Annotated in this window: 24 protein-coding genes and 1 pseudogene; 13 read left to right on the top strand and 12 right to left on the bottom strand. The window is 71.3% G+C overall.

All coding sequences use genetic code 11. From position 1 onward, the window contains the following. Positions 1–2: 2 nt before the first annotated feature. The 3 genes and pseudogenes from ACGFR7_RS32320 to ACGFR7_RS32310 all read left to right on the top strand — a co-directional run bounded on the left by ACGFR7_RS32320 (position 3) and on the right by ACGFR7_RS32310 (position 1696). The gene (locus tag ACGFR7_RS32320; protein WP_393326051.1) at positions 3–392 is read left to right on the top strand and encodes a DUF6896 domain-containing protein; all 390 of its coding nucleotides are present in this window, start codon (positions 3–5) and stop codon (positions 390–392) included. 211 nt (positions 393–603) lie between these two features. Continuing rightward, positions 604–1152, top strand: a pseudogene (locus ACGFR7_RS32315) (helix-turn-helix domain-containing protein); the annotation flags it as partial. A 25-nt stretch (positions 1153–1177) separates the two neighbouring features. Beyond that, positions 1178–1696 (top strand): contact-dependent growth inhibition system immunity protein, encoded by a 519-nt coding sequence (locus tag ACGFR7_RS32310; protein ID WP_393326048.1) that lies wholly within the window; start codon positions 1178–1180, stop codon positions 1694–1696. Positions 1697–1855: 159 nt separating this feature from the next. On the opposite strand, the gene ACGFR7_RS32305 is transcribed toward ACGFR7_RS32310, so the two are convergent. Continuing rightward, positions 1856–3658: an ABC-F family ATP-binding cassette domain-containing protein gene (locus ACGFR7_RS32305; protein ID WP_393326046.1), complete on the bottom strand. Its 1803-nt coding sequence runs from the start codon at positions 3656–3658 to the stop codon at positions 1856–1858. Between the two features lie 121 nt (positions 3659–3779). Between ACGFR7_RS32305 and ACGFR7_RS32300 the strand changes: the two genes are divergently transcribed. Together ACGFR7_RS32300 and ACGFR7_RS32295 are read left to right on the top strand one after the other, a co-directional pair. After that, the gene (locus tag ACGFR7_RS32300; protein WP_393326044.1) at positions 3780–4151 is read left to right on the top strand and encodes a hypothetical protein; all 372 of its coding nucleotides are present in this window, start codon (positions 3780–3782) and stop codon (positions 4149–4151) included. A gap of 31 nt (positions 4152–4182) precedes the next feature. Next, complete coding sequence (locus tag ACGFR7_RS32295) at positions 4183–5187, top strand: alpha/beta hydrolase (protein WP_393326042.1); 1005 nt, start codon at positions 4183–4185, stop codon at positions 5185–5187. 379 nt (positions 5188–5566) lie between these two features. On the opposite strand, the gene ACGFR7_RS32290 is transcribed toward ACGFR7_RS32295, so the two are convergent. Next, entirely contained in the window at positions 5567–5776 is a 210-nt protein-coding gene (locus ACGFR7_RS32290) for a hypothetical protein (RefSeq protein WP_393326039.1), read from the bottom strand. A gap of 189 nt (positions 5777–5965) precedes the next feature. Between ACGFR7_RS32290 and ACGFR7_RS32285 the strand changes: the two genes are divergently transcribed. From ACGFR7_RS32285 to ACGFR7_RS32270, 4 genes are all read left to right on the top strand, one after another. After that, on the top strand, positions 5966–6823 hold the full coding sequence (locus ACGFR7_RS32285; protein WP_393326037.1) for a helix-turn-helix domain-containing protein: 858 nt from the start codon (positions 5966–5968) through the stop codon (positions 6821–6823). Beyond that, positions 6804–7022 (top strand): DUF397 domain-containing protein, encoded by a 219-nt coding sequence (locus ACGFR7_RS32280; RefSeq protein ID WP_393326034.1) that lies wholly within the window; start codon positions 6804–6806, stop codon positions 7020–7022. Before ACGFR7_RS32285 ends, ACGFR7_RS32280 begins: the two co-directional genes overlap by 20 nt. A gap of 133 nt (positions 7023–7155) precedes the next feature. Further along, positions 7156–7374: a DUF397 domain-containing protein gene (locus ACGFR7_RS32275; RefSeq protein ID WP_393326031.1), complete on the top strand. Its 219-nt coding sequence runs from the start codon at positions 7156–7158 to the stop codon at positions 7372–7374. A 170-nt stretch (positions 7375–7544) separates the two neighbouring features. Beyond that, the gene (locus tag ACGFR7_RS32270; protein ID WP_393326028.1) at positions 7545–8141 is read left to right on the top strand and encodes a hypothetical protein; all 597 of its coding nucleotides are present in this window, start codon (positions 7545–7547) and stop codon (positions 8139–8141) included. Between the two features lie 123 nt (positions 8142–8264). Here ACGFR7_RS32270 and ACGFR7_RS32265 read toward each other — a convergent pair whose 3' ends face one another. The 6 genes from ACGFR7_RS32265 to rsmI all read right to left on the bottom strand — a co-directional run bounded on the left by ACGFR7_RS32265 (position 8265) and on the right by rsmI (position 14185). Next, positions 8265–9170 (bottom strand): 4-(cytidine 5'-diphospho)-2-C-methyl-D-erythritol kinase, encoded by a 906-nt coding sequence (locus tag ACGFR7_RS32265; protein ID WP_393326026.1) that lies wholly within the window; start codon positions 9168–9170, stop codon positions 8265–8267. Beyond that, complete coding sequence (rsmA, locus tag ACGFR7_RS32260) at positions 9167–10153, bottom strand: 16S rRNA (adenine(1518)-N(6)/adenine(1519)-N(6))-dimethyltransferase RsmA (protein ID WP_393326024.1); 987 nt, start codon at positions 10151–10153, stop codon at positions 9167–9169. Before rsmA ends, ACGFR7_RS32265 begins: the two co-directional genes overlap by 4 nt. Before the next feature lie 22 nt (positions 10154–10175). Further along, positions 10176–11330: a ubiquitin-like domain-containing protein gene (locus ACGFR7_RS32255; protein ID WP_393326022.1), complete on the bottom strand. Its 1155-nt coding sequence runs from the start codon at positions 11328–11330 to the stop codon at positions 10176–10178. Positions 11331–11605: 275 nt separating this feature from the next. After that, a complete protein-coding gene (locus ACGFR7_RS32250) occupies positions 11606–12481 on the bottom strand; it encodes a TatD family hydrolase (protein ID WP_393326020.1) in 876 nt (291 codons plus the stop codon). Between the two features lie 33 nt (positions 12482–12514). Continuing rightward, positions 12515–12997: a hypothetical protein gene (locus tag ACGFR7_RS32245; protein ID WP_393326017.1), complete on the bottom strand. Its 483-nt coding sequence runs from the start codon at positions 12995–12997 to the stop codon at positions 12515–12517. 294 nt (positions 12998–13291) lie between these two features. Beyond that, positions 13292–14185 carry a 16S rRNA (cytidine(1402)-2'-O)-methyltransferase gene (rsmI, locus tag ACGFR7_RS32240; RefSeq protein ID WP_393326014.1) on the bottom strand — a complete coding sequence of 298 codons (894 nt, stop codon included), beginning with the start codon at positions 14183–14185 and terminating at the stop codon, positions 13292–13294. Positions 14186–14273: 88 nt separating this feature from the next. Here rsmI and ACGFR7_RS32235 point away from each other — a divergent pair, with 88 nt between their 5' ends. From ACGFR7_RS32235 to ACGFR7_RS32220, 4 genes are all read left to right on the top strand, one after another. Continuing rightward, positions 14274–16013 carry a dolichyl-phosphate-mannose--protein mannosyltransferase gene (locus ACGFR7_RS32235; protein WP_393326012.1) on the top strand — a complete coding sequence of 580 codons (1740 nt, stop codon included), beginning with the start codon at positions 14274–14276 and terminating at the stop codon, positions 16011–16013. A 188-nt stretch (positions 16014–16201) separates the two neighbouring features. Further along, positions 16202–17854: a penicillin-binding transpeptidase domain-containing protein gene (locus tag ACGFR7_RS32230; RefSeq protein ID WP_393326009.1), complete on the top strand. Its 1653-nt coding sequence runs from the start codon at positions 16202–16204 to the stop codon at positions 17852–17854. 87 nt (positions 17855–17941) lie between these two features. Beyond that, positions 17942–18457: a YbaK/EbsC family protein gene (locus tag ACGFR7_RS32225; protein WP_393326007.1), complete on the top strand. Its 516-nt coding sequence runs from the start codon at positions 17942–17944 to the stop codon at positions 18455–18457. Continuing rightward, entirely contained in the window at positions 18454–19305 is an 852-nt protein-coding gene (locus tag ACGFR7_RS32220; RefSeq protein ID WP_393326004.1) for an EamA family transporter, read from the top strand. The genes ACGFR7_RS32225 and ACGFR7_RS32220 overlap by 4 nt, the downstream gene beginning before the upstream one ends. Positions 19306–19328: 23 nt before the next feature. Here the strand turns inward: ACGFR7_RS32220 and ACGFR7_RS32215 are convergent, their stop codons facing one another. The 4 genes from ACGFR7_RS32215 to cbiQ all read right to left on the bottom strand — a co-directional run bounded on the left by ACGFR7_RS32215 (position 19329) and on the right by cbiQ (position 23478). After that, on the bottom strand, positions 19329–20282 hold the full coding sequence (locus ACGFR7_RS32215) for a TIGR01777 family oxidoreductase (RefSeq protein ID WP_393326001.1): 954 nt from the start codon (positions 20280–20282) through the stop codon (positions 19329–19331). Between the two features lie 259 nt (positions 20283–20541). Continuing rightward, on the bottom strand, positions 20542–21750 hold the full coding sequence (locus ACGFR7_RS32210; RefSeq protein ID WP_393325999.1) for a serine hydrolase domain-containing protein: 1209 nt from the start codon (positions 21748–21750) through the stop codon (positions 20542–20544). Positions 21751–21955: 205 nt separating this feature from the next. Further along, the gene (locus ACGFR7_RS32205) at positions 21956–22729 is read right to left on the bottom strand and encodes an energy-coupling factor ABC transporter ATP-binding protein (protein WP_393325996.1); all 774 of its coding nucleotides are present in this window, start codon (positions 22727–22729) and stop codon (positions 21956–21958) included. Further along, positions 22717–23478 carry a cobalt ECF transporter T component CbiQ gene (gene cbiQ, locus ACGFR7_RS32200; RefSeq protein WP_393325993.1) on the bottom strand — a complete coding sequence of 254 codons (762 nt, stop codon included), beginning with the start codon at positions 23476–23478 and terminating at the stop codon, positions 22717–22719. The genes ACGFR7_RS32205 and cbiQ overlap by 13 nt, the downstream gene beginning before the upstream one ends.

The following is a 23478-nucleotide window of genomic DNA, read 5'->3' as shown; positions in this document are numbered from 1 at the left end:
ACGTGAGCATCAGAAAGCAACTACCAGAGGCATTGAATGATTTCAGGGAGGCGAAGAAGGCCATCGAAAAAACCTTCAGCGCATCGGGGGCCCCGGAAATTGTTTCAGCAGCACTGAATCACAGGCTCCCGAGAAACGGGACATGTTCGAATGGATTCGCATACTCGGTTCACGGAATCGGCTACACCGTCACTTTTCCCGACGGAGGGGAGGTTCACCTGGATGGCAGCCGCCAGGGAGATTGCTTCACCCTTTACGACTTGGAATTCTACTTCGAGACTTCACCGAAATTCGAAGAGATGACCATAGAGAACATCGAACGCGAATGTTCTCTCATGGTAATTCAAGGCGTACTGCAAGAGGTCCGCACAGGCGTGTATCTGCTCCTGTAACCATTCACGCGTTGGCGACTCGCGCCCTCCCGAGCAGGAAACACGCCCCGCCGACGCACGCGCCCGCTAGCTACGCCTCCTCCGCCAGCTCTAGCTGTTCTGTCCGGGGAGGTTTTGGACGGTGAGGCAGGTCTCGGCTGAGGGATCTTGGGTGAGGGCCTTCTGGCTGGTGTGGATTGCAACATCCACGCCAGCGACCAGAAAGGCCCTTGTGCCTCACCGTAATGCACCTCTGACCGAGACCGGCAGTCTGCGGCTGGCGTCGTCGAGGCGGCTGGCCACTGCGCCGGGCGGCCGAGCGATTCCAGGTCTCACCCACGACGGCTCAGCGTTGGGCCGACCGTTATCGCCTCCTCGGCGAGCCCAGCATGACCGACCGCTCCAGTCGCCGCACCACAGCCCCCGACGCACCCCGACCCGGACCGAGCGCCGGATCATCAAAGGCCGACTCGCGCGCCGGTGGGGCCCGGCCTGTATCGCACACCTGCTCCGTCTGGTGCCCTCGACCGTGCACCGCATACTGTCCCGCTTCGGCCTGGCCCGCCTGACGCCGCTACGAACGCGACCGGCCCGGCGAATTCGTCCACGTCGACATCAAGTAGCTCGGCAATATCCCCGGCGGCGGCGGCCACAAGAGCCTGGGTTGCCAAGCAGGCCGCAAGACCGCGCGAACGCCAGCTACAGCTACATGCACACCGGCGTCGACGGCCACTCCCGCCTCGCCCTACAGCGAAATCACACCAACGAGAAAAAAGAGACTGTCATAAATACTGCAGCGGCTCACCATGGCGCCGGCGCGAGGCTGGCTTCCAACAGCAACACGCAGCGCTCCGTGGCCGTGGAGAGCGCATCCGAGGCCGGTCCCGGCCCTTTGTGAGGAATCGATGAAAAACAGCCCGATTGATCACAGGAACTCCATCGCGGAACTCGAAAGTAGTGCCTGGCCGGATCCTCCTGAGGGCTCCACCAACCTCGTCAAGAGCGTGCACGCCCTCCGGCGGCAACCTATCGGAGACCTCACCCCAGAAGAATTGGCGCGCCTCATTGGGCAGAATGTCGGCCTACCCTGGATCCTGCCTCTTGCTCTTGAATTCCTGAGGGACACAGCGCCACACCAAGCCACGGGAGGGTGGTATGACGACGACTTGCTGTCCGCCGTACTTACCCGCAAGTCAGATGTATGGTCAGCGTCCCCAGAGCTCGCGCAAGAGGTCGATGCGATCTTGAGGATACTCACCGACCTCTCGCCTTACATCCAGCGAGACGTCAAGCGATTCCGTGCTGCACTTCCAAGCGGCGAGTAATTTAGGGCACAGCTGACCAACGAAGTCTCCTGCAAGCAGCTTCCCTCCGGCCCAGACCTGGCCGGTGACGGTCAAGTTGGCCAGGAGGCGTTGCGAGATCCCTCCCCTGCGATGACCGGCGGCGGTGCTCCAGGGGCGCGCCTTCGCGCCGCTCCCCTTCTACGCCTCCTCCGCCAGTTCCAACCACCGCATCTCCAGCTCATCCTTCTCCGCGGTCAGTTCGCGGAGTTGGGCGTCGAGGCCGGCGACCTTTTCGAAGTCGGTGGCGTTTTCGGCGATTTGGGCGTGGAGCTTGGTCTCCTTGTCGACGAGCTTGTCCAACTGGCGCTCGATCTTCTGGAGTTCCTTCTGGGCGGCGCGGTTGACGGCAGCGGCCTTCTTGGGGGCTGTCGCGGTCTGCTGTGCGGGGGCCGGGGTGGCGGCGTCGATGACCTGCTGGCGGCGTTCCAGGTACTCGTCCAGACCGCGGGGGAGCATCCGGAGCGTGGCGTCGCCCAGGAGGGCGTGGACGCGGTCGGTGGTGCGCTCGATGAAGTAGCGGTCGTGGCTGATGACGATGAGGGAGCCGGGCCAGCTGTCGAGGACATCTTCCAGCTGGGTCAGGGTCTCGATGTCGAGGTCGTTCGTCGGCTCGTCGAGGAAGAGGACGTTGGGCTCGTCCATCAGGAGGCGGAGGATCTGGAGGCGGCGGCGCTCACCGCCGGAGAGGTCGCCGACCGGGGTCCACTGCTTCTCCTTGGTGAAGCCGAACTTCTCGCAGAGCTGGCCGGCGGTCATTTCACGGCCCTTGCCCAGGTCGACGCGCTCGCGCACCTGCTGGACGGCCTCCAGCACCCGCAGCGCCGGGGGGAGTTCGCCGACCTCCTGGGAGAGGTAGGCCAGCTTAACGGTCTTGCCGACGACGATCTTGCCGCCGGCCGGCTGCGCCTCGCCCTGCGTACGGGCCGCCTCCGCCAGCGCCCGCAGCAGCGAGGTCTTGCCGGCGCCGTTGACGCCGACCAGGCCGATCCGGTCGCCCGGGCCCAGCTGCCAGGTCAGGTGCTTGAGGAGGACCTTCGGCCCGGCCTGGACGCTGACGTCCTCCAGCTCGAAGACGGTCTTGCCGAGGCGGGAGCTGGCGAACTTCATCAGCTCGGCGTTGTCGCGGGGCGGCGGGACGTCCGCGATCAGTTCGTTCGCGGCCTCGATGCGGAAGCGGGGCTTGCTCGTACGGGCCGGGGCGCCCCGCCGCAGCCAGGCCAGCTCCTTGCGCATCAGGTTCTGCCGCTTGACCTCTTCGGTGGCGGCGATCCGCTCGCGCTCGGCGCGGGCGAAGACGTAGTCGCTGTAGCCGCCCTCGTACTCGTGGACGTCGCCGCGCTGGACGTCCCACATCCGCGTGCAGACCTGGTCGAGGAACCAGCGGTCGTGGGTGACCACGACGAGGGCGGAGCGGCGGACGCGCAGGTGGCGGGCGAGCCAGGAGATGCCCTCGACGTCGAGGTGGTTGGTGGGCTCGTCGAGGACGATCAGGTCCTGTTCGGCGATCAGCAGCTTGGCGAGCGCGATGCGGCGGCGCTCACCGCCGGAGAGCGGGCCGATGACGGTGTCCAGGCCCTGGGTGAAGCCCGGCAGGTGCAGGTCACCGAAGAGGCCGGTGAGCACGTCGCGGATCTTGGCGTTGCCGGCCCACTCGTGGTCGGCGAGGTCGCCGATGACCTCGTGCCGGATGGTGGCGGCCGGGTCGAGGGAGTCGTGCTGGGTGAGGACACCAAGACGCAGCCCACCGTTGTGGGTGACCCGGCCGTCGTCCGCGCTCTCCAGCTTGGCGAGGATCCGGATCAGGGTGGTCTTGCCGTCGCCATTGCGCCCGACGACGCCGATCCGGTCCCCCTCGTTGACGCCGAGCGAGACACCGTCGAGCAGCGCACGGGTTCCGTACACCTTGCCGACAGCTTCCAGATTGACGAGGTTCGTGGCCATTCCGCTCCTGCACTTCAGATCGATCGACCTTCCCAGCCTAGTCGGCGTGGGGAGGAGGACCGCCGGGAGATGAGTATCCGTACGGATGGCCGGGGCGGGAGGCCGATCTAGCGTGAGCCGCATGATCAACGATCAGGCTCCGGCCGCCCCCAGCAGCAGCGTGCCCGACGCCACACCGTCGGTGACCGGCTCCGCCGCGGGCCGCATCGTCGGCGGCCTGCTGGTGCTGGCGTTCGCCGGGATGACCGGGCTGTTCGCGCCGTTTCTGGTGATGGCGAGCGACGGCTGCAACGAAGGTGACGCCCGCACGATCTGCTCCGTGGGTGCCCAGCAGGTCGTCGGTAATCTGCCGGTCATCGCCGCCTTCGTGGCCGCCCTCCTGGCCGTGATGGGCATGGGCAGCAGGGGCACGGCCGGCCGGGTCTGCCTTCTGGCGGCCCCGTTTCCGCCGGCCCTGGCCTGGGTGGTGTCGCTGGCCATCGTGGGCGCCTGAGGCGCCGCGGCCCCCGTTGTAACGTGCCGTCATGGCACGGGACATGGGCATGACGGGCGCGGCGGGGATGACAGGCGTGGCGGGGATGACAGGCGCGGCAAGTACGGCGGGCACGGCAGGCGCCGTAGGCACCAGTACGGACAGCACGGACGGCACGGCAGTGGAGACGGTACGTGGGCTGGTCTACGGCCCGAGCGGGAAGCGGCTGGACGTCTATCGTCCGGCGGGGGCGGGAGGGCCGGCCGGGGACGCCTCGGCCTCTGGGGAGACCGGGGAGACGGGGAAGACCGGGAAGACCGGGCCCGCCGCCCCCGCGCCGACCGTGCTGCTCTGGCACGGCATCGGTCCCGATGAGCGGGATGTGCTCGAACCGCTGGCGCGTACCGCGGCGGCGCTCGGGCTGCTGGTGCTCGTACCGGACTGGCGCTCGGACGCCGCGGACGGGGGCCGGGCGCACCTGCTGGAGTCACTGGCCTTCGTGCGCGGAGAAGCGGGCGGGCTGGGCGGCGACGGAGAGTCGTTCGTGCTGGCCGGGTGGTCGGCGGGGGCCGGGACCGCGCTGGGGGTCGCACTGCGGCCCGAGATCGTGGAGGGGTGGCGGCCGAGGGCGGTGGTGGGCCTGGCGGGCCGCTACGACCTGCCGGCGCGGACCACCGGGACCGCGCCGCTGGCCGATCTCGCCGAGGGCCGGGTCCCGGGCGTCCCGGTCCGCCTCGTCCACGGCAGCCGCGACGCCGTCTTGAACTCCCACTGGTCCCGCGACCTCGCCGAGGCACTGCGGGCGGCGGGTCGGGCGGAGCGGGCGGAGCGGGCGGATGGGGTGGAGCGAGCGGATCGCGTGCCCCAGGCGGACGGGGCGGACCAGGTGGACCGGACGGTGACGCTGCAGGAGCCGGACACCGACCACGCGGGCGTGATCATGACCGCGTACGACCCGGCGGTGGACCGCTGCGTCCCGACGACCGCCGAACACGCCGTACGCGCGGGCCGGTTGGTCGCCAGGGTGCTGGCCGAGGCGGCCGGGGGCTCGGCGTAGCCCTCCGCCCCCCGCACGCCCATGGCGCCTCAGCGGCGCCCGCCCCCACCGGACGACCAGGTGTTGAGCCTGCGCACGGACTCCTCCAGCTCCCGGCGCCGGGCGTCCTGAGCCGCACGCTGCCGTGCCTCCGCGGCAGTGACGTCCGGCCGGACGGTGACGTACGGAGGGACAAGGCCGCCATCCTCAACGCACAGCGGCAACAGGCCGGGCGGCACCCGGCGGACCCGTACGAGGCGCCGCCGGGCCGAAGCCAGCGGCGACCCTGCCGAGGCAGCGAGCACACCGGCAGTGGTGGTCGTACGACGGCTTCCCCGCCCCGGAAGTAACCAGCTCAGCAGCGCTCCGAGGGTTGTCCGGACGAGCCCCGGCGTCCCGTTCAACGGGCGGCCGCCTTGCGGAGAACTTCGGTGAGTGCGCGTGCGGTGGTCGCGTTGCAGTTACCGAGGGCGACCAGCGGGACGCCGTAGACGGCCGCGAAGCCGGGCAGATCAACGCCGAGCGAGGGCAGCGTGATGCCGTGATCCTTGAGTGCCGTACGCAGCTCTTCGACGCTGGCGTGCACCTCGTCGTGCGGGTCGTTGTGCATGTGTCGTACGCCTTCCTGTGCGCAATGTAACGAAGCGCTCACAGAATGATGTGACGCGGCGTAGCGTGAAAGGGGTTTGGGCTCCCGGTCGCGGTCCGGGGAATGCGTGGTGTGACGTGGTGGAAATGTGGGAACCGCCGGGGCCCGTCCGCAACGACTGGGAATCAGCTACACGTACGGCGGTGAACCGTGGCACGACGCAAGGACATTGACGGCTCAGCGGGAGTCCCCACCTTTTACGGCGCGGAGCTGCGCTACCAGCGGGAGTTGGCCGGGCTCACGCTCTCGCAACTGGTCGAGGGCAGCTTCTACGGCCCGAGCCACCTCAGCGAGATCGAGCGCGGTGAACGGCGGATGCCGGCGGAACTGGCCGAGCATGTGGACAAGGTGCTCAAGACAGACGGCTTCTTCACGCGGCGCTGCGAGGACGTACGGAAGGCGCGACGGACCGGCCACGCCGAGTACTTCGAGCGCGTATTGGAGGCGGAGAAGTACGCCGCAAGCATCGAAGAGTGGTCCCCCACCGTCATTCCTGGTTTGTTGCGGACCGAGCCGTACACACGAGCAGTGGCGCAGGCCGCGCGTCCACTGGCGTCCGACGCAGAGGTGGACGAGAAGGTCAACGCCTCTATGGCCCGCGCCTGCCTGTTCGAGGCCGACCACAAGACCCCAGAGTATTGGGTGATCCTGCACGAGTCGCTGCTGCGTCACCCGATCCTTCCGCCGGAAGCTGCGGCTGACCAGCTAGACCACATCTCAGCGCTGGCACAGAGCCGCCGGATCGTTCCACAGATCCTTCCGTGGAACTGCGGACCGCATCCCCTCATGGTGGTGGGCTTGGCCAAGATCATGACCTTTGCGGATGCTCCGCCACTGGCCTACTTGGAGTCGCAGTACAGCGGTGACACGATCGATGATCCGGCTCTCGTGCAGAAGTACCGCAAGGCATACGATTGGCTCAGGGCCGCCGCGCTGCCGCCGAAGGCGTCCCTCGCCATGATCGACGAAGCGGCTGAGGATTATCGAAATGGCAAACAGCCACATTGACTTGAGCACGGTCGCCTGGCGCAAGAGCAGCTACAGCAACGGCGACGGCGGGGACTGCGTCGAGGTGGTCGACGACCTTCCCGGCATCGTTCCCGTCCGCGACTCCAAGGACCCCCACGGCCCGGCGCTCGTCTTCCCGGCCACCGCCTGGTCGAGCTTCGTCACCGCCGTCAAGGGCACCGGGCTGCCGAACGTCTGAATGCTCCCGGGCGCCCGAAAGCTCGGGGGTATGGGCGCCCGTGAGAACGCCAACCGGGCAACGCCGCGTTGTCGCCCCACGGCCGGGCAGGCTTCTCCCTGCAGGGATCGAGGCAGCGGCAGAGGAGGCCGAAATGGCAAGCAACCACGTTGACTTGAGCGTAGCCATCTGGCGCAAGAGCAGCTACACCAACGGCTCAGGTGGCGACTGCGTCGAGGTGGTCGACGGCCTCCCCGGCCTCGTCCCCGTCCGCGACTCCAAGGATGCCCACGGCCCCGCCATCGCCTTCCCGGCCGCCGCCTGGTCGACCTTCGTCACCGCCATCAAGTCGACCGACCTGCCGGGCGTCTGAGTCCGCCCGGCAGGCCAATCCACCGACCGCCGGCCTGCTGACATGATGTGACGCTCATGACGTGCGCCGGACACAATGACGAAGGTCAGGCGGCTGTTGAACACGGCCGCACCAACCGGGGGCCGGCGAAGAGGCCTGGGCCTCACCGGTGCAAGGAAGGTACGAGGGGGATGAACTTCACGCGCACGCTGCGTGCGGTGGGCGGCGCGATGGCGGTGGGGGCACTGCTCTTCGGCACCGCGTCGGTTGCTTCAGCAGACCAGATCAGGCACGACCAGCGGCCGTTGAGGTCTTTCGGAGCTCACGTCGTCGGGAAGGTCTCGACAGGCTCGAAGAACGGGCCGCTGCCCGCCCTCAGCGATGCCGCGCCCGCGGTGCCGGCCAAGAGCCTGGCCAGCGGCGGTGAGTACCAGCCCAAGGGCAACAAGGTCGCCATCGTCAGCATCGCCGGTGGTGTGGTCGTCCTCCTCATCGTCATCTTGGTTGTTGTCACGGTGACCGTGAAGAAGAAGCGCCGTAATGGGCCGCCTCCGGGTGGTCCTGGCGGTTACGGCGGTCCCGGTGGGCCGGGCTTCCCCGGTGGTTTTGTGCCGCAGCCTCCGGGTCCCTACCAGCAGCAGCCCAGCGCACCGGGCACCTACCCGCCCGCTCCTTACCAGCAGCAGCCCAGCGCGCCCGGCACCTACCCGCCCGGCACCTACCAGCAGCAGCCAGGGGCGCCCGCTTCGTTCCCGCCTGCACCGCCCACCCCGCCGTCAAACGGCTAGCGCACCGCCGTAGCGAAGACGGCAGGGCACCAGCTTGCACACAGGCTGCCGACCCCACCCTGCCCCGGACTGCATACAGTCCGGGGCTTTCGCTGCCACGACGGTTCCGGGAACCGTCCCCGCCTACAGAACTCGCGCCCCCGCCGCCGGCGCATCCGCCACCCGTACCTGGCGGCAGGTCCCCGACGCCAGCAGGTCCTGGGCCACCCGCCCGGCCGCGTCTGCGTCCTTGACCAGGAAGGCGGTCGTCGGTCCCGAGCCGGAGACCAGGGCGGCCAGGGCGCCGGCCGCGGTGCCCGCCTCCAGGGTGGCGGTCAGGGGCGGGCACAGGGACAGCGCCGCGGGTTGCAGGTCGTTGGTGAGGGCTCCGGCGAGGGCTGTGGCGTCGCCGGATTCCAAGGCCGTCAGCAGTTCAGGGGCCGCCTCCGGCTCCGGTACGTCCGTGCCCGCCGTCAGGCGGTCGAACTCGCCGTAGACGGCCGGGGTGGACAGCCCGCCGTCGGCGACCGCGAAGACCCAGTGGAAGGTGCCGCCGACGGGGAGCGGGGTCAGCAATTCGCCGCGGCCGCGGCCCAGTGCGGCGCCGCCGACCAGGCTGAACGGGACGTCGCTGCCCAACTCGGCGCAGATGGCCAGGAGTTCTTCGTGCGAGGAGCCGGTGGACCAGAGGGCGTCACAGGCCAGCAGGGCGCCGGCCGCGTCCGCGCTGCCACCCGCCATGCCGCCCGCGACGGGGATGTCCTTGGTGATGTGGAGGTGGACGTTCGGCTCGATGCCGTGGCGGGCGGCGAGGAGTTCGGCGGCGCGGGCGGCCAGATTCGTGCGGTCCAGGGGGATGCGGTCGACGTCGTGGCCCTCGGCGGTGATCCGGAGGGTGTCGGCCGGGGTGGCGGTGACCTCGTCGTAGAGGCCGACGGCGAGGAAGACGTTCGCCAGGTCGTGGAACCCGTCCGCGCGGGCGGCGCCCACCGCCAGCTGGACGTTGACCTTGGCCGGCACCCGGACGGTGACCGAGGTGGTGGTCGTCATGCCTGCTCTCCCCCTGCTGTCTGTTCTCCCCCTGCTGCCTGCTCTCCCCCTGACGCCTGTTCTCCGGCTGCGGCGCGCTCTCCCCGTGATTGCCGGATGCCCGGCGCCCCGCCCGGTCCCTTGTGCTCGGCGATCCGCGCGAACTCCTCGACGGTCAGCGCCTCGCCGCGGGCCTGCGGCGAGACGCCCGCGGCGACCAGCGCGGCCTCGGCGGCGGCGGCCGATCCGGCCCAGCCCGACAGCGCGGCCCGCAGCGTCTTGCGGCGCTGGGCGAAGGCGGCGTCGACGACGGCGAAGACCTCGTCGCGGGAAGCGGTCGTCTCGATCGGCTTCTCGCGCCGGACCAGGGAGACGAGACCCGAGTCGACGTTGGGCGCGGGCCAGAAGACATTGCGGCCGATGGCGCCGGCCCGCTTGACCTCGGCGTACCAGTTGGCCTTCACCGACGGCACGCCGTAGACCTTGTTGCCGGGGCGGGCGGCCAGCCGGTCGGCGACCTCGGACTGCACCATGACCAGGGTGCGGTCGATGGTGGGGAAGGCCGCGAGCATGTGCAGCAGCACCGGCACGGCGACGTTGTACGGGAGGTTGGCGACCAGCGCGGTGGGCGCGGGGCCGGGCAGCTCGGTGACGTGCATGGCGTCGCTGTGCACCAGCGCGAAGCGGTCGGCGCGCTCGGGCATCCGGGCCGCGACGGTGGACGGCAGCGCGGCCGCCAGCACCTCGTCGATCTCGACGGCGATGACCCGGTCGGCGGCCTCCAGCAGCCCCAGGGTCAGCGAGCCCAGGCCGGGACCGATCTCGACGACGACGTCGTCGGGCGTGACCTCGGCGGTCCGCACGATCCGGCGGACCGTATTGGCGTCGATGACGAAGTTCTGGCCGCGCTGCTTGGTGGGCCGGACGCCCAGCGCGGCGGCCAGCTCGCGGATGTCGGCGGCGCCCAGGAGGGGGCCGGAATCGTCGGTGGTGCTCTTGGTCATGCCAAAGCCTCGCTGCGCTCGTTCACCCGTGAAGCTTACGGCCGCAGACCGGCCACGGGCTCGCCCCCCTTCTGATGTAGAGCTTCTTGGCCCGGAAGGTCTGTTCCCGGGAGGAGGCGTCCTGCGGGCGGCCGCGGCCGCCGAGGGCCCGCCAGGTGGGGACGTCGAACTGGTAGAGCCCGCCGTAGGTGCCCGAGGCGTCGACGGCGTGCGGACGGCCGCCCGTCTCGCACTGCGCCAGCGCATGCCAGGCGAGGTGGTCGGCGCCGCGCACGGAGGCCGGCAGCACCATGGTGCCCAGGTGCACGATCTGCGGACGGGGCGCGTGCACGACCTTGCTGTGCAGCCGCTTCGGCTTCTGCCGGACGCCGTTGACGGTGCGCACCCGGTAGGTGACCCGCCGCACCCCGGGCCGTCCCTGCTGGACGACCGACTGGACGCCGCGGGCCAGATGCGGGTCGGCGCGCAGGATCGTACGGAAGGGCAGGCGCTCCTCGCGGACCTCCTTGGAGCCGGTGATCCGCATCACGGAGATGGTCTGGCCCTCGCGCGGGAAGCTGTCCGGCGGCACCGAGGTGGTGTCCTGGTCGCGCAGTGCGAGGCCGGCCTCGGCCAGCGCCTCGCGGACGGTGGCGGCGTTGGTGCGCACCCGGTGTTCCCGGCCGTCGGCGACGATGACCAGCGAGCGTTCGGTGCGGACCGCGAGCTCCATGCCGTGCTGCTCGATGCGCCGGGAGCGGTCGGCGGACAGCACGGCGCCCTCGGCCCGTACGCCGAGCTGGTGGAGCGCGCCGGCGACGGTGTCCGCGGTGGTCCACACCTGGCGGCGCTGTCCGTCGATGGTCAGGACGACCGGGCGGCCGTGCCGGACGACGATCTCGTCACCGCTGCTGAGCCCGGTGCCGGGGGCGGGCGCGACGAGGTCGTGGGCACCGATGTCGAGATGCTCGGCGGCGAGCAGATCGCCGACGTCGCCGGCGAAGGTGTGCAGAGTGCGCGGGGTGCCGTCGACGGTGAGCCGGACCGCCTTGTCGTGGACGACGAAGGCGGTGGTGCCACCGGCGAGGAAGGCGACGACCAGGGCCTGCGGCAGCAGCCGGCGCAGCGCTTCGGGGCCCTCGGCGCGGCGTCTACGACGGCCGCGCGCGGCGCGGTGGCTGCTCTGCGAATGACTCACGGCGCGCTCCACATGCCACGGGATGCGGTTGACGGCCGGAATGTAGCGGAGTGCGGGTGACTCTCCAAAGTCGGATCACTACGGAGCGTGGTCACATGGGCGTTTCGGTGACGGTCCGCGGTGGTGCCGGAGAGCCGCCGGGGGCCGGGCGGAAGGCCGCCGGGGGCCGGGCGGCAGCCCGTCGGCGGCCGGCGGAATACGGTGGCGTCCGTTCAGCATCCGAAGGCACGCGGGGGTGCCTTCGGATGCGCGTGATCAGTGCCCGAAGGCTCGTGTCAGTACCCGAAGGCGCGGGCGGTGTTCGCCGCGACGGCGGTGGCCAGTGCGTCCTCGGTCATGGCCTTGACCTCTGCCATCGCCCGCAGCGTGACCGGAACGAGGTACGGGGCGTTGGCCCGGCCGCGGTAGGGGGCGGGGGTCAGGAAGGGGGCGTCGGTCTCGACGAGGACCAGCTCGGGCGGGGCGACGGCGAGGGCGTCGCGCAGCGGCTGGGCGTTCTTGAAGGTGACGTTGCCGGCGAAGGACATGAAGTAGCCGGCCGCGGCGCAGACCTCGGCCATCCCGGCGTCACCGGAGTAGCAGTGGAAGACGACCCGTTCGGGGGCACCCTCCTCGCGCAGGATGCGCAGCACGTCGTCGTGCGCCTCGCGGTCGTGGATGACCAGGGCCTTGCCGTGGCGCTTGGCGATCTCGATGTGCGCGCGGAAGGACCGCTCCTGGGCGGCCATGCCCTCGGGCCCCGTACGGAAGTAGTCCAGGCCGGTCTCGCCGACGCCGCGGACCTGGGGCAGCGCGGCCATGTCGTCGATCTCCGCCAGCGCGGCGTCCAGGGCCCTGTCGCCGCCGGCCTGCCTGGCCCCCTGCCGCGACCAGCCGTCCGGATCGCCCAGCACGATCCGCGGCGCCTCGTTGGGGTGCAGCGCGACGGTCGCGTGCACGCTGTCGTGCGCGGCCGCGGTGTCGGCGGCCCAGCGCGAACCGGCCAGGTCACAGCCCACCTGGACGACGGTGGTCACGCCGACGGAGGCGGCCTTGGCGAGCGCGTCCTCGACGGTGCAGTCCTGCATGTCCAGGTGGGTGTGCGAATCCGCGACCGCCACCCGAAGGGGCTCGGGCAGCGGCGGCGGGGTGTTCTTGTCCTGCGGTGCCATGGCCGCGATCCTACGAGGGCCGCGGCACGGGCCTCACTTGCGGTGGTGCTGGAAGGGGTGCAGCAGGTCGGAGAGGTGCCAGTGGTGGCGTCCGGGGTCCTCGGCGGTGCTGCCGGCGTGGTCCGGGACGGTCGCGGAGGGTGCCGGGGCCGATGCCGGCGCCGGTGCCGGCGCCTTCTTACGCTCGCTGCCGTGCTGGCGCTGATGCATGCTCGCGATCGCGTCCGAGACCATCGAGACCTGGCCGGAGCGCATGATGCGTACGACGTTGCTGCCGCAGTTCAGGCAGGTGGGGCAGGTCAACGGGGACGGGACCCGCTCGCCGTCCGCGTAGTAGACGACATGCGTCTCGCCCTTGCCGTCGACCTGGTGGACTATCTCGTACGCCTGCTCCCAGCCGTGCCCGCACCTCATGCAGGCGAAGGAATAGGCCTCGTGCGCGGCGGCGTCCGGACGGGCGGCGGGGTGATCTCCGCCGGTGGTCGAAACGCCGGTGGTCTTCGCGATCTCGCTCATGTGCGCGCTCCTCTTGTCCGCTGGACAAGGTCTTCGGGAACCGTTCGTCCCTCGTCCAGTGGACGCCTTCGGCGCGTCCTGCGCAGCCCCCAGCCGACGCTATTGGCCCAGATTTGGCCGACGGTAGGAAAATCACCTCAACGCGCCGACCTGCGCTTTACCTTTCCGGTCAGCCGTTTACCTTCTGATGAGTCGCTTTTCGCCCGGCGCCGCGCATCAATTCTCCGCTGGGTCCTTCGCGGGGTCCTTCGCCGGAACCCTCGCGGGGTTCCGCGCGGCGTTCTCCCCGGGGCTTTACGCCGGGCCCTTCGCCGCGCCCTTCGCGGAGCCCTTCTCCGTGCTCTTCTCGGCGTTCTTCGCCGCGACCACCGCGTCGAAGACCTCCCGCTTGGGCAGCCCGGCGTCCGCGGCGACCGCGGCAATGGCCTCCTTGCGGCGCTCCCCGGCCTCCTCACGGACCCGCACCCGGCGCACCAGCTCGTCGGCGTCCAGCTCCTGCGGTCCGCTCTCCGGGGCGCCCTCGACGACGATGGTGATCTCGCCGCGCACCCCCTCGGCCGCCCAGGGCGCGAGGTCGCCCAGCGGCCCGCGCTTGACCTCCTCGTACGTCTTGGTCAGCTCTCGGCACACCGCGGCGCGCCGGTCGGCACCGAAGATCTCGGCCATCGCGACGAGGGTGTCGTCCAGGCGGTGCGGCGCCTCGAAGTAGACGAGGGTGCGGCGCTCGCCTTCGACCTCGCGCAGCCGGGAGCGCCGCTCGCCGCCCTTGCGGGGCAGGAAGCCCTCGAAGCAGAAGCGGTCCACCGGCAGTCCGGAGACGGCGAGTGCGGTGAGTACCGCGCTGGGGCCCGGTACGGCGGTGACCTTGATGTCCCGCTCGACCGCCGCGGCCACCAGGCGGTAGCCGGGGTCGGAGACGGAGGGCATGCCGGCGTCGGTGACCAGCAGCACCCGTGCCCCGCCGGCCAGCGCGTCGGCCAGCTCGGGCGTCCTGGCCGCCTCGTTGCCCTCGAAGTACGACACGATCCGCCCGGTGGGCTGGACGTCGAGCGCCTGGGTCAGCCGGCGCAGCCGCCGGGTGTCCTCGGCGGCGATCACATCGGCGGCGGCCAGCTCGGTGGCGAGCCGCGGCGGCGCGTCCGCGATCTCCCCGATGGGCGTCCCTGCAAGTACCAGCGTTCCAGTCACCTCCCCATCCTCCCAGGAGGCCGCCGCGCCCCGATCTGCCGGTGTCCCCCGGTGGCGTGCCCACCGGTCCACAGGCCGCTTCCCTACGATGGGCCGGGTGACGAGTGACACCACCGCGACCGACGCCGCCGCGCAGCACGCCCCGGAGCTGGCCAAAGAGCCCCCCGTGTGGCAGCGGCGGCTGCGCCGCTTCGGGTATCCCGTCCGCGCGCAGGGCGATGTCCGCGCGCGGCTGGTGCCCGCCTTCCCCGAGCCGAGCGGTCGCCTGTGGGCGGTGTTCGGCGTGGGCCCGGACGCCGCGGCCCGGCTGGCGAGGTGGTCGGGCTGGGCCGGTCCGCTGCTGGTGACGCTGTTCGCGGGGGTGCTGCGGTTCTGGAACCTGGGCAGCCCGCGGAAGGTGATATTCGACGAGACGTACTACCCCAAGGACGCCTGGTCGCTGCTGCAGTACGGCTACGAGGGCACCTGGGCCAAGAACGCCAATGCCGCGCTGGTCGGGCATCCGCCGCAGATCCTGCTCTCGCCCGAGCACTCGTATGTCGTCCACCCGCCGATGGGCAAGTGGCTGATCGCGCTCGGTGAGTGGGCGTTCGGGATGGACCCCTTCGGCTGGCGGTTCACCGTGGCGCTGCTCGGCACCCTCTCGGTGCTGCTGCTGTGCCGTATCGGCCGCCGGCTGATGCGGTCGACGGCGCTGGGCTGTCTGGCGGGCGCCCTGCTGGCGGTGGACGGTCTGCACTTCGTGATGAGCCGGACCGCGCTGCTCGATCTGCTCGTGATGTTCTGGGTGGTGGCCGCGTTCGGCTGCCTGCTGGTGGACCGGGACCGTACCCGGGCCCGGCTGGCGGCGGCGCTGCCGCTCGACTCCGCAGGCGTGGCGCACCCGGACGGCGGGGTCGGCGACCGGCTGCGGCTGGGGTGGCGGCCGTGGCGGATCGCGGCCGGGCTGTGTCTGGGCCTGTCCGCCGCGACGAAGTGGAACGGCCTCTACTACCTCGCGGCGTTCGCCCTGATGGCGGTGCTGTGGGATGTCGCGGCGCGCCGTACGGCGGGCGCCCGGCGGCCGTTCCGCTCGACGGTGCGGCGCGACGTCCTGCCCGCTTTCGGGTCCACCGTCGTCGTCGCCCTCGCCACCTATCTCGCGTCGTGGTCGGGCTGGATCGCCACCAAGGGCGGCTACTACCGCGACTGGGCGACCACGCCGGACGGCCGGGCGGGCGCCTGGACCTGGCTGCCGGACTGGCTGCGCAGCCTGTGGCACTACCAGACCGAGGTCTACGCCTTCCACACCGGACTGACCACCCCGCACGCCTACCAGTCCAACCCGTGGAGCTGGCTGATCCTGGGCCGCCCGGTCTCGTACTTCTACGAGGACCCCAAAGCAGGACAGGACGGCTGCGCGGCGGCCGAGGGCTGCGCCCGCGAGGTGCTGGCGCTGGGCACCCCGCTGCTGTGGTGGGCGGCCTGCTTCGCGCTGCTCTATGTCCTCTACCGCTGGCTGTTCCGGCGGGACTGGCGGGCCGGGGCGATCGCCTGCGGGGTCGCGGCCGGCTATCTGCCGTGGTTCCTCTACCAGGAGCGGACCATCTTCCTCTTCTACGCGGTGGTGTTCGTCCCGTTCCTGTGTCTGGCGCTGGCGATGATGACCGGCGCGCTCGTGGGACCGCCGGGGTCGACCGAGCGGCGCCGCACGATCGGTGCGGTCGGTGCCGGTGTCCTGGTTCTGCTGATCGTGTGGAATTTCATCTACTTCTATCCCCTGTATACGGGTTTGCCGATTCCCAAGTCGGCCTGGCACCAGCGGATGTGGTTCGACACCTGGGTGTAGCCGTCCGGCGCGGCGCGGCCGACCGGAGGCGGCCCCGCGGGAGTTCGACAACTCTGTAACAGCTGTACAACAGCGCGTCACCGGACCGTGCCCTGATCGAGACTCACCGCCTCCCCGTGTCCCTTAGAGTGCGGTGCACGTTCTTGTGTGCGTATTCAAGGACGAGGCTCTGGGAGGGAATCGGTGGCATGCGCCGAGAGGTGAAGTACGGGCTGATCGGCGGATCGGTGGCCCTGGTGGCGGGAGTCGTGGGCGGCTTCACGCTGTTCGGCGGCTCGGACGAGTCTCCGCAGGAGGTCAGGTCGGCGGACGCCAAGGCGGGTGACAAGGGGCCGAAGGTGGCGACCGGCCCGCTGTCGGCCAAGGAGGTCCACACGACGGCACAGGGCTTCCTGACCGCCTGGCAGTCCGGTGACGCGGCCAAGGCGGCCGGGATGACGGACGACCCGGAGAAGTGCAAGGCCGCCCTGGAGGCCCTGGCCAAGCAGGCCCGGTTCTCGAAGGTGTCCTTGACGCCGGGTACGCCGTCGGGCGACAAGGTGCCGTACTCCGTCGCCGCGCAGATCGACTACAAGGGCACCAAGGCGGCCTACTCGTACCGCAGCGCCACGACCGTGCAGCGCGACAAGACCACCGGGAAGCCGCAGATCGCCTGGCAGCCGGCGATGCTGCACCCGGGCCTGGCCAAGGGCGATCAGCTGCGGACCGGCGAGGCCGAGGCGCCGCCGATCAAGGCCGTGGACCGCAACGGCACCGAGCTGACCCCCGAGGCGCATCCGGCGCTGGCCGGGGTGCTGGACAGCCTGCGCGACAAGTACGGCGACAAGACCGACGGCAAGCCCGGGGTGGAGCTGTTCATCCAGCGCGCCAAGAGCGCCAAGCCCGCGGACCAGTTGCCCGACAAGACGCTGAAGGTGCTCTCCAAGGGGACCCCGGGCACGCTCAAGACCACCCTGGACGCCAAGCTGCAGTCGGCGGCCGAGCGGGCGGTCAAGGGCAAGAAGTCCGCCTCCGCCGCCGCGGTCAAGCCCAGCACCGGCGAGATCCTGGCGCTCGCCAACTCCCCCGAAAAGGGTTTCAACATGGCCACCCAGGGGTCCCTCGCCCCCGGCTCGACCATGAAGATCGTGACGTCGGCGATGCTGATGGACAAGGGCCTGACCTCGCCCGGCAAGAAGAACCCGTGCCCCAAGTACGTGACCGTCGGCGGCTGGAAGTTCCAGAACCTCAACAAGTCCGAGATCAAGGACGGCACCTTCGCGCAGAGCTTCGCCGCGTCCTGCAACAACGCCTTCATCTCGCACGCCAAGGACCTCAGCGACGACGATCTGACCAAGGAGGCCAGGGACGTCTTCGGCATCGGCCTGAACTGGCAGACCGGCATCCCCACCTTCGACGGCGCGGTGCCCGTGCAGAGCGACGCGCAGATGGCGGCCTCGCTGATCGGCCAGGGCGGGGTGCGCATGAACCCGCTCAATGTCGCCTCGCTCTCCGCGACGGTCCGGGCCGGCTCCTTCCACCAGCCGTACATCGTCTCGCCGTCGCTGGACCACCGGACGCTCGCCAAGGCCCCCCGCACGATGAAGCCGTCCACCCTCAGCGGACTGAAGTCGCTGATGAAGCTGACGGCGACCTCCGGTACGGCCGCCGAAGCGATGGCCGGGGTCAACGGTGACATCGGCGCCAAGACCGGCTCCGCCGAGGTCGACAACCAGAAGAAGCCCAACGCCTGGTTCTCCGCCTACCGCGACGATGTCGCCGCGGCAGCCGTCGTCCCGGCAAGCGGCCACGGCGGCTCCAACGCGGGCCCGCTGGTCCGCGCCATCCTCACCGCCGGCTGACCGGGCGAGGCGCCCGCCCCGGGCCCCTCATCTCATCGTCCGGATTCCGTTCGCATGGCCCGCACCGCCTTCGCTAGCGTGCGGGCCATGAGCGATTCCCGGTCCGGCACCACCCCGGAAACCACGCACGCACCTGCTCACCCCCGCTTCGCCGAGGCGCTCACCGAACTGGGCCTGACCGTGGAGGTCCGCAGCTTCCCCGAGGCCACCCGCACCGCGGCCGAGGCCGCCGCGGCCATCGGCTGCGAGCTCGCCCAGATCGTCAAGTCGCTGGTCTTCACGGTGGACGGGCAGCCGGTGCTGGTGCTCATGGACGGCGCCTCCCGCGTCGACATGGAGCGGGTGCGCACGGAACTCGGCGCCGCCGAGGCCGGCCGCGCCGATGCCGCCCTCGTCCGCGAGACCACCGGCTACGCCATCGGCGGCGTCCCGCCCTTCGGCCACCGCACCCGCACCCGGGTGCTGGCCGACCGCGGCCTGCTGGCGCACGACACGGTCTGGGCCGCCGCCGGGACCCCGCACACGGTCTTCCCGCTCGCCCCCGCGGCCCTGATCGAGTACGCCGGCGGCCGGGTCGTCGACGTCCGCGAGCGCACCGCATGACCCCGCTCGTCGTCGCGGCGGTCCTGCTGGCCGCCGTCACCCACGCCAGCTGGAACGCCATCGCCCACGGCATACGCGACCAGCTCCTGGCCTTCACCCTGGTCGGCGGCGGCGGTGCGCTCTGCGGCCTGGCCATGGCTGCCGTCACCCCGCTGCCCGCGGCCGGCGCCTGGCCCTACCTCCTGGCCTCCAGCGTGGTGCACATCGTCTACCAGGCCCTGCTCATGCAGTCGTTCCGCCTGGGCGACTTCGGCCAGATGTACCCCATCGCCCGCGGTACCGCGCCCCTGGTCGTCACGGTCCTGGCCGCCGTCTTCGTCCACGAGGTCCCCAACGGCTGGGGGCTGGCCGGTGTCGCCCTGGCCTCCGCCGGGCTGGTGGGCGTCGCCCTCTGGGGCATCCGCGGTTCGGGCACCAGGCCGCACTGGCCGGCCCTCCTCGCCGCCCTCGCCACCGGCCTGGCCATCGCCTCCTACACCACCGTCGACGGTCTGGGCGTCCGCGCCTCCGGCACCTCCCTGGGCTATATCGCCTGGCTGATGATCCTCGAAGGCATCGTCATCCCCGCCTACGCGCTCGCCACCCGCCGCCGTCAGCTCCTCACCGAGCTGCGCCCCATGGCCCTGCGCGGCATGGCCGGCGGTGTGCTCTCCGTCTTCGCCTACGGCCTGGTCCTGTGGGCGCAGACCCGCGCGCCCCTCGCCCCCATCGCCGCTCTGCGCGAATCGTCCATCATCGTGGGCGCCGCCATCGGCGCCCTCTTCTTCAAGGAACGCTTCGGCGCCCCCCGGATCGCCGCGGCCGGCCTGATGGTCATCGGCATCGGCCTGATGCTCCACACCGGCTGAGGGAGCGGCGCCCCGCGGACGGCTCAGGTGCCGGCCCGTGCGCCGCGCACCCGCCGCACGAGGTCGTCCGCTGCGCCCCGCCACTCCCCGTGGTCAAAGGTGAATCCCGCTTCGAGCAGGCGGCCGGGCACCACACGGCGGCTCTTGAGCAGGAGTTCGGTGTCGGAGCGCAGCGCGAACGCGCCCAGCGCGGCCATCCACTTCGTGGCCGGCAGGCCCACCGGGACGCCCCAGGCGGCCCGCAGCGCGCGCATGAATGCACGCTGCGGCAGCGGGGCGGGGGCGGCGAGATTTACCGGCCCGGCGAGGTCGCTCCGGTCGACCAGGAACTCGACCGCGCGGACGAAGTCACGGTCATGGATCCAGGACACGTACTGCGCCCCGCCCGCGACCGGGCCACCGAGCCCGAGCCGCGCCAGCCGCAGCAGGACGTCGAACACGCCGCCGCGATCGGGGCTCATCACCATGGCGGAGCGCAGCGCGACCTTCCGGGTGCCCGGGGTCTCGGCCTCCTCCTGCGCACGCTCCCAGGCCTTGGCGATCTCGACGCTGTACGCCCAGTAGTCCGGGACCCCTGCCTCCGCACCGCCGACCACCCCGGTCGCCTCGTCGTTCGGGGCGTCGAAGCGGTGGGCGTAAACGGTGGCGGTGCTCATCTGCAGCCAGACACGGGGCGGCCGGCCTGCGGACGCGATCGCTTCCCCCACGACACGGGCGGAGTCCACCCGCGAGTCCATCATCGCCCGGAGGTTGGCCGGGGTGTAGCGGCAACTGACGCTGCGTCCGGCCAGATTGATCACGACGTCGCTGCCGTCGACCGCCGCGGCCCAGGGGCCCTGCGTCACGCCGTCCCACTGCACTTCCCCGGCCCGCACCGGACGCCTGGTCAGGATGACGACCTCGTGCCCCGCGGCGGTCAGCGCACGCCTCAGGATCGTCCCCACCTGACCGGTCCCACCGGGTATCACCATCTTCATCGGGCTCCCTCCCCGTGCGCCTGACCGACCGTAGCCGCTTGCCGTGCTGCCGGGGGCAGGAACGCCTCGCGCAGGGGGACCCGGCGGGGGGTGGGGTCTGGGCGGGGGCCGCGGCTCGCCTCTGCGGGGCGGTTCAGGCGGGGGCGAAGGAGCTGAAAGCCCAAAGCTCGGCCGCGTCGTGGCCTGGCTGATGCTCGGGATCTTTGGTCTTTCTCCTGTTCCCCACCGGGGTGCGGAACAACGGACGAGGCAGGGCGGATCACCCGACAACGCGGGAAACGGCTCTCACCATCGCCTGGGGGCGCGGATCCGCCGTCACATTCCGCTGCATCCCGTTCGTGACGTAGCCGAAGGCGACCCCGCTCTCGGGGTCGGCGAAGGCGAGCGCGCCGCCGCGGCCGGGGTGGCCGAAGGAACTCGGGCCCAGGAGCGGCGAAGCGGGGCCGTGGAGCATGAAGCCCAGCCCGAAGCGGGTGGGGACGAGGAGGGTGCGGTCGGGCCCCGCGGACTCCTCGGTCCGGGCGAGGGTGAGCGTCGCGGGCGCGAAGAGCCGGGGGTGGCCGTCGACGCCCCCGATGAGCGCGGCGTAACAGCGGGCCAGCGAACGGGCGGTGGCGATGCCGGCGGAGGCGGGCAGCTCGGCGGCCCGGTATGCCGGGTCGTTCTCGTCGGGCGCCGGAGTGATCGCGGCGAAGGCGCGGCTGGTGAGCGAGTCCGGGTCGGCGTAGGCGTCGGCGAGGGACGGCTTGGGGCGGACCCGCAGGCCCGTCGCGGCGGGCGGGGCCGGTGCCCCGACGGCGCCCAGTCGTCCGACGCGGGACCGCGCCGCCTCGGGCAGGCCGATCCACAGATCGAGGCCGAGCGGCCCGGCTATCTCGTCGGCGATCCAGCTGCCGACGCTGCGGCCGGTGACCCGCAGCACCAGCTCGCCGATCAGCCAGCTGTAGGTCTGCGCGTGGTAGCCGTGGTCGGTGCCGGGCTCCCAGAGGGGTGCCTGGGCGGCGACCGCGGCGGGGCCGCTGACGCCGTCGATTGCCTGGCCGGGGGTGAGCGGGGCGTCCAGGGCCGGCAGCCCGGCGCGGTGCGAGAGCAGATGGCGGACGAGGACGCGTTCCTTGCCGGCGGCCTTGAACTCGGGCCAGTACGTGCCGACCGGCGCATCGAGGTCGAGCTGTCCGCGCTGGTGCAGCAGCAGCGGTACGAGGGCGGCGATGCCCTTGGTCGCGGACCGGATCACCTGGGCCGTGCCGGCCTCCCAGGGCGCCGCGTCCGCCGCGTGCTTGCCGGCGTCCCCGTCCTTGGTGCCGCCCCACAGGTCGACGACCTTGCGTCCGTGCCGGTACACGGCGACCGCCGCGCCCCGCTCACCGCGCCGGTCGAAGTTGGCCATGAAGGCGTCCCGGACCGGCTCGAAGCCGTCCTCGACCGTGCCCTGGACGTCCACCACTGATTCCTGCTTCCCACTCATCCGTCGCTTTCGTGACCCATCCATGGTGCAACGCGCGGATCAGTGCTGATGACCAGGACCGCACCCCGTGGCGTTCGTCACACGGGTGCGTCAGGGCCCGCGGCTCACCGGGGTCGGGGCGGCGAAGGGTCACCGTCGGAGGGGTGAAAGGGCCTTCGCCGGGCCGGGTTGGGCCGGCGAAGGGGCGCCGTCGGGCGGCGGCGGGTCACCGCGGGATGTCGACCGACCGCGGGTCGAAGCCGAAGGGCAGCTCCAGCCGGTGGGTGCGCATCAGTTCCTCGTCGCACAGCAGCTTCTGGGTGATCCCGTCGGCCACGAGCACCCCGCCGGAGAGCACGACGGACCGCGGGCACAGCTCCAGTGCGTACGGCAGGTCGTGCGTGACCATCAGGACGGTGACGTCCAACGACCGCAGGATGTCGGCGAGTTCACGGCGGGAGGCGGGGTCGAGGTTGGAGGACGGCTCGTCGAGGACCAGGATCTCCGGCCGCATCGCCAGCACGGTCGCGACGGCGACCCGGCGGCGCTGCCCGAAGGAGAGGTGGTGCGGCGGACGGTCGGCGAAGTCCGCCATGCCGACCCGGGCGAGTGCTTCGGTGACCCGCTCCTCCAGTTCGGCGCCGCGCAGTCCCGAGGAGGCCGGACCGAAGGCGACGTCCTCGCGGACGGTGGGCATGAACAGCTGGTCGTCGGGGTCCTGGAAGACGATGCCGACCCGGCGGCGGATCTCCGCGAGGTTTTCCCTGGCGACCGGGAGGCCGGCGACCTCGACGGTGCCGGCGCCCGCTTCGAGGATGCCGTTGAGGTGCAGGACGAGGGTGGTCTTGCCGGCGCCGTTGGGCCCGAGCAGCGCGACCCGCTCGCCGCGGCCGACGGTCAGGTCCACGCCGAAGAGCGCCTGGTGGCCGTCGGGGTAGGCGTAGGCGAGCCGGGAGACGGCGAGGGAGGGGGCGGGTGCGGTGGTGCTCAAAGGGTCCATCCCAGGAGGCAGACGGCGAGCGCGGCGAGGGGGAGGGCGGCCGCGCCCGTCCATTGTGCGCGGGTGACTGTGGCCTCGCCGACCTGGGGCATGGTGCCGGTGTAGCCGCGGCTGACCATGGCGAGGTGGACCCGCTCCCCGCGCTCGTAGGAGCGGATGAACAGCGCGCCGGCCGACTTGGCGAGCACGCCCCAGTGGCGGACGCCGCGCGCCTCGAAGCCGCGGGAGAGCCGGGCGATCCGCATCCGGCGCATCTCGTCGGTGATCACGTCGCCGTAGCGGATCATGAAGGAGGCGATCTGGACGAGCAGCGGGGGCATCCGCAGACGCTGGAGGCCCAGCAGGAGTTCGCGCAGTTCGGTGGTGGCGGCGAGCAGTACGGACGCGGCGACGCCCAGGGTCCCCTTGGCGAGGATGTTCCAGGCGCCCCACAGCCCCGACTCGCTCAGGCTCACCCCGAGGACCGCGACGCGCGGCCCCTCGGCGACGAACGGCATCAGCAGGGCGAAGGCGACGAACGGCACCTCGATCAGCAGCCGCTTGAGCAGGAACCCGGCCGGAATCCGGGCGGCCCCGGCGGCGGCCGCGATCAGCAGCGCATAGAGCCCGAACGCCCAGGTGGCCTCCCGCGGGGTGGAGACGACGACGAGCACGAAGCAGAAGACCGCGGCGATCTTGCAGTGCGCCGGCAGGGCGTGGACCGGTGAATGTCCGTGCCGGTACAGCTTGTGCGCATGGCCGGCGCCCAT

The sequence above is a fragment of the Streptomyces sp. NPDC048516 genome (assembly GCF_043199875.1).
In the GTDB taxonomy this organism is placed as follows: Bacteria; Actinomycetota; Actinomycetes; order Streptomycetales; family Streptomycetaceae; genus Streptomyces.
This window is presented reverse-complemented; position numbering and strand designations above follow the sequence as displayed.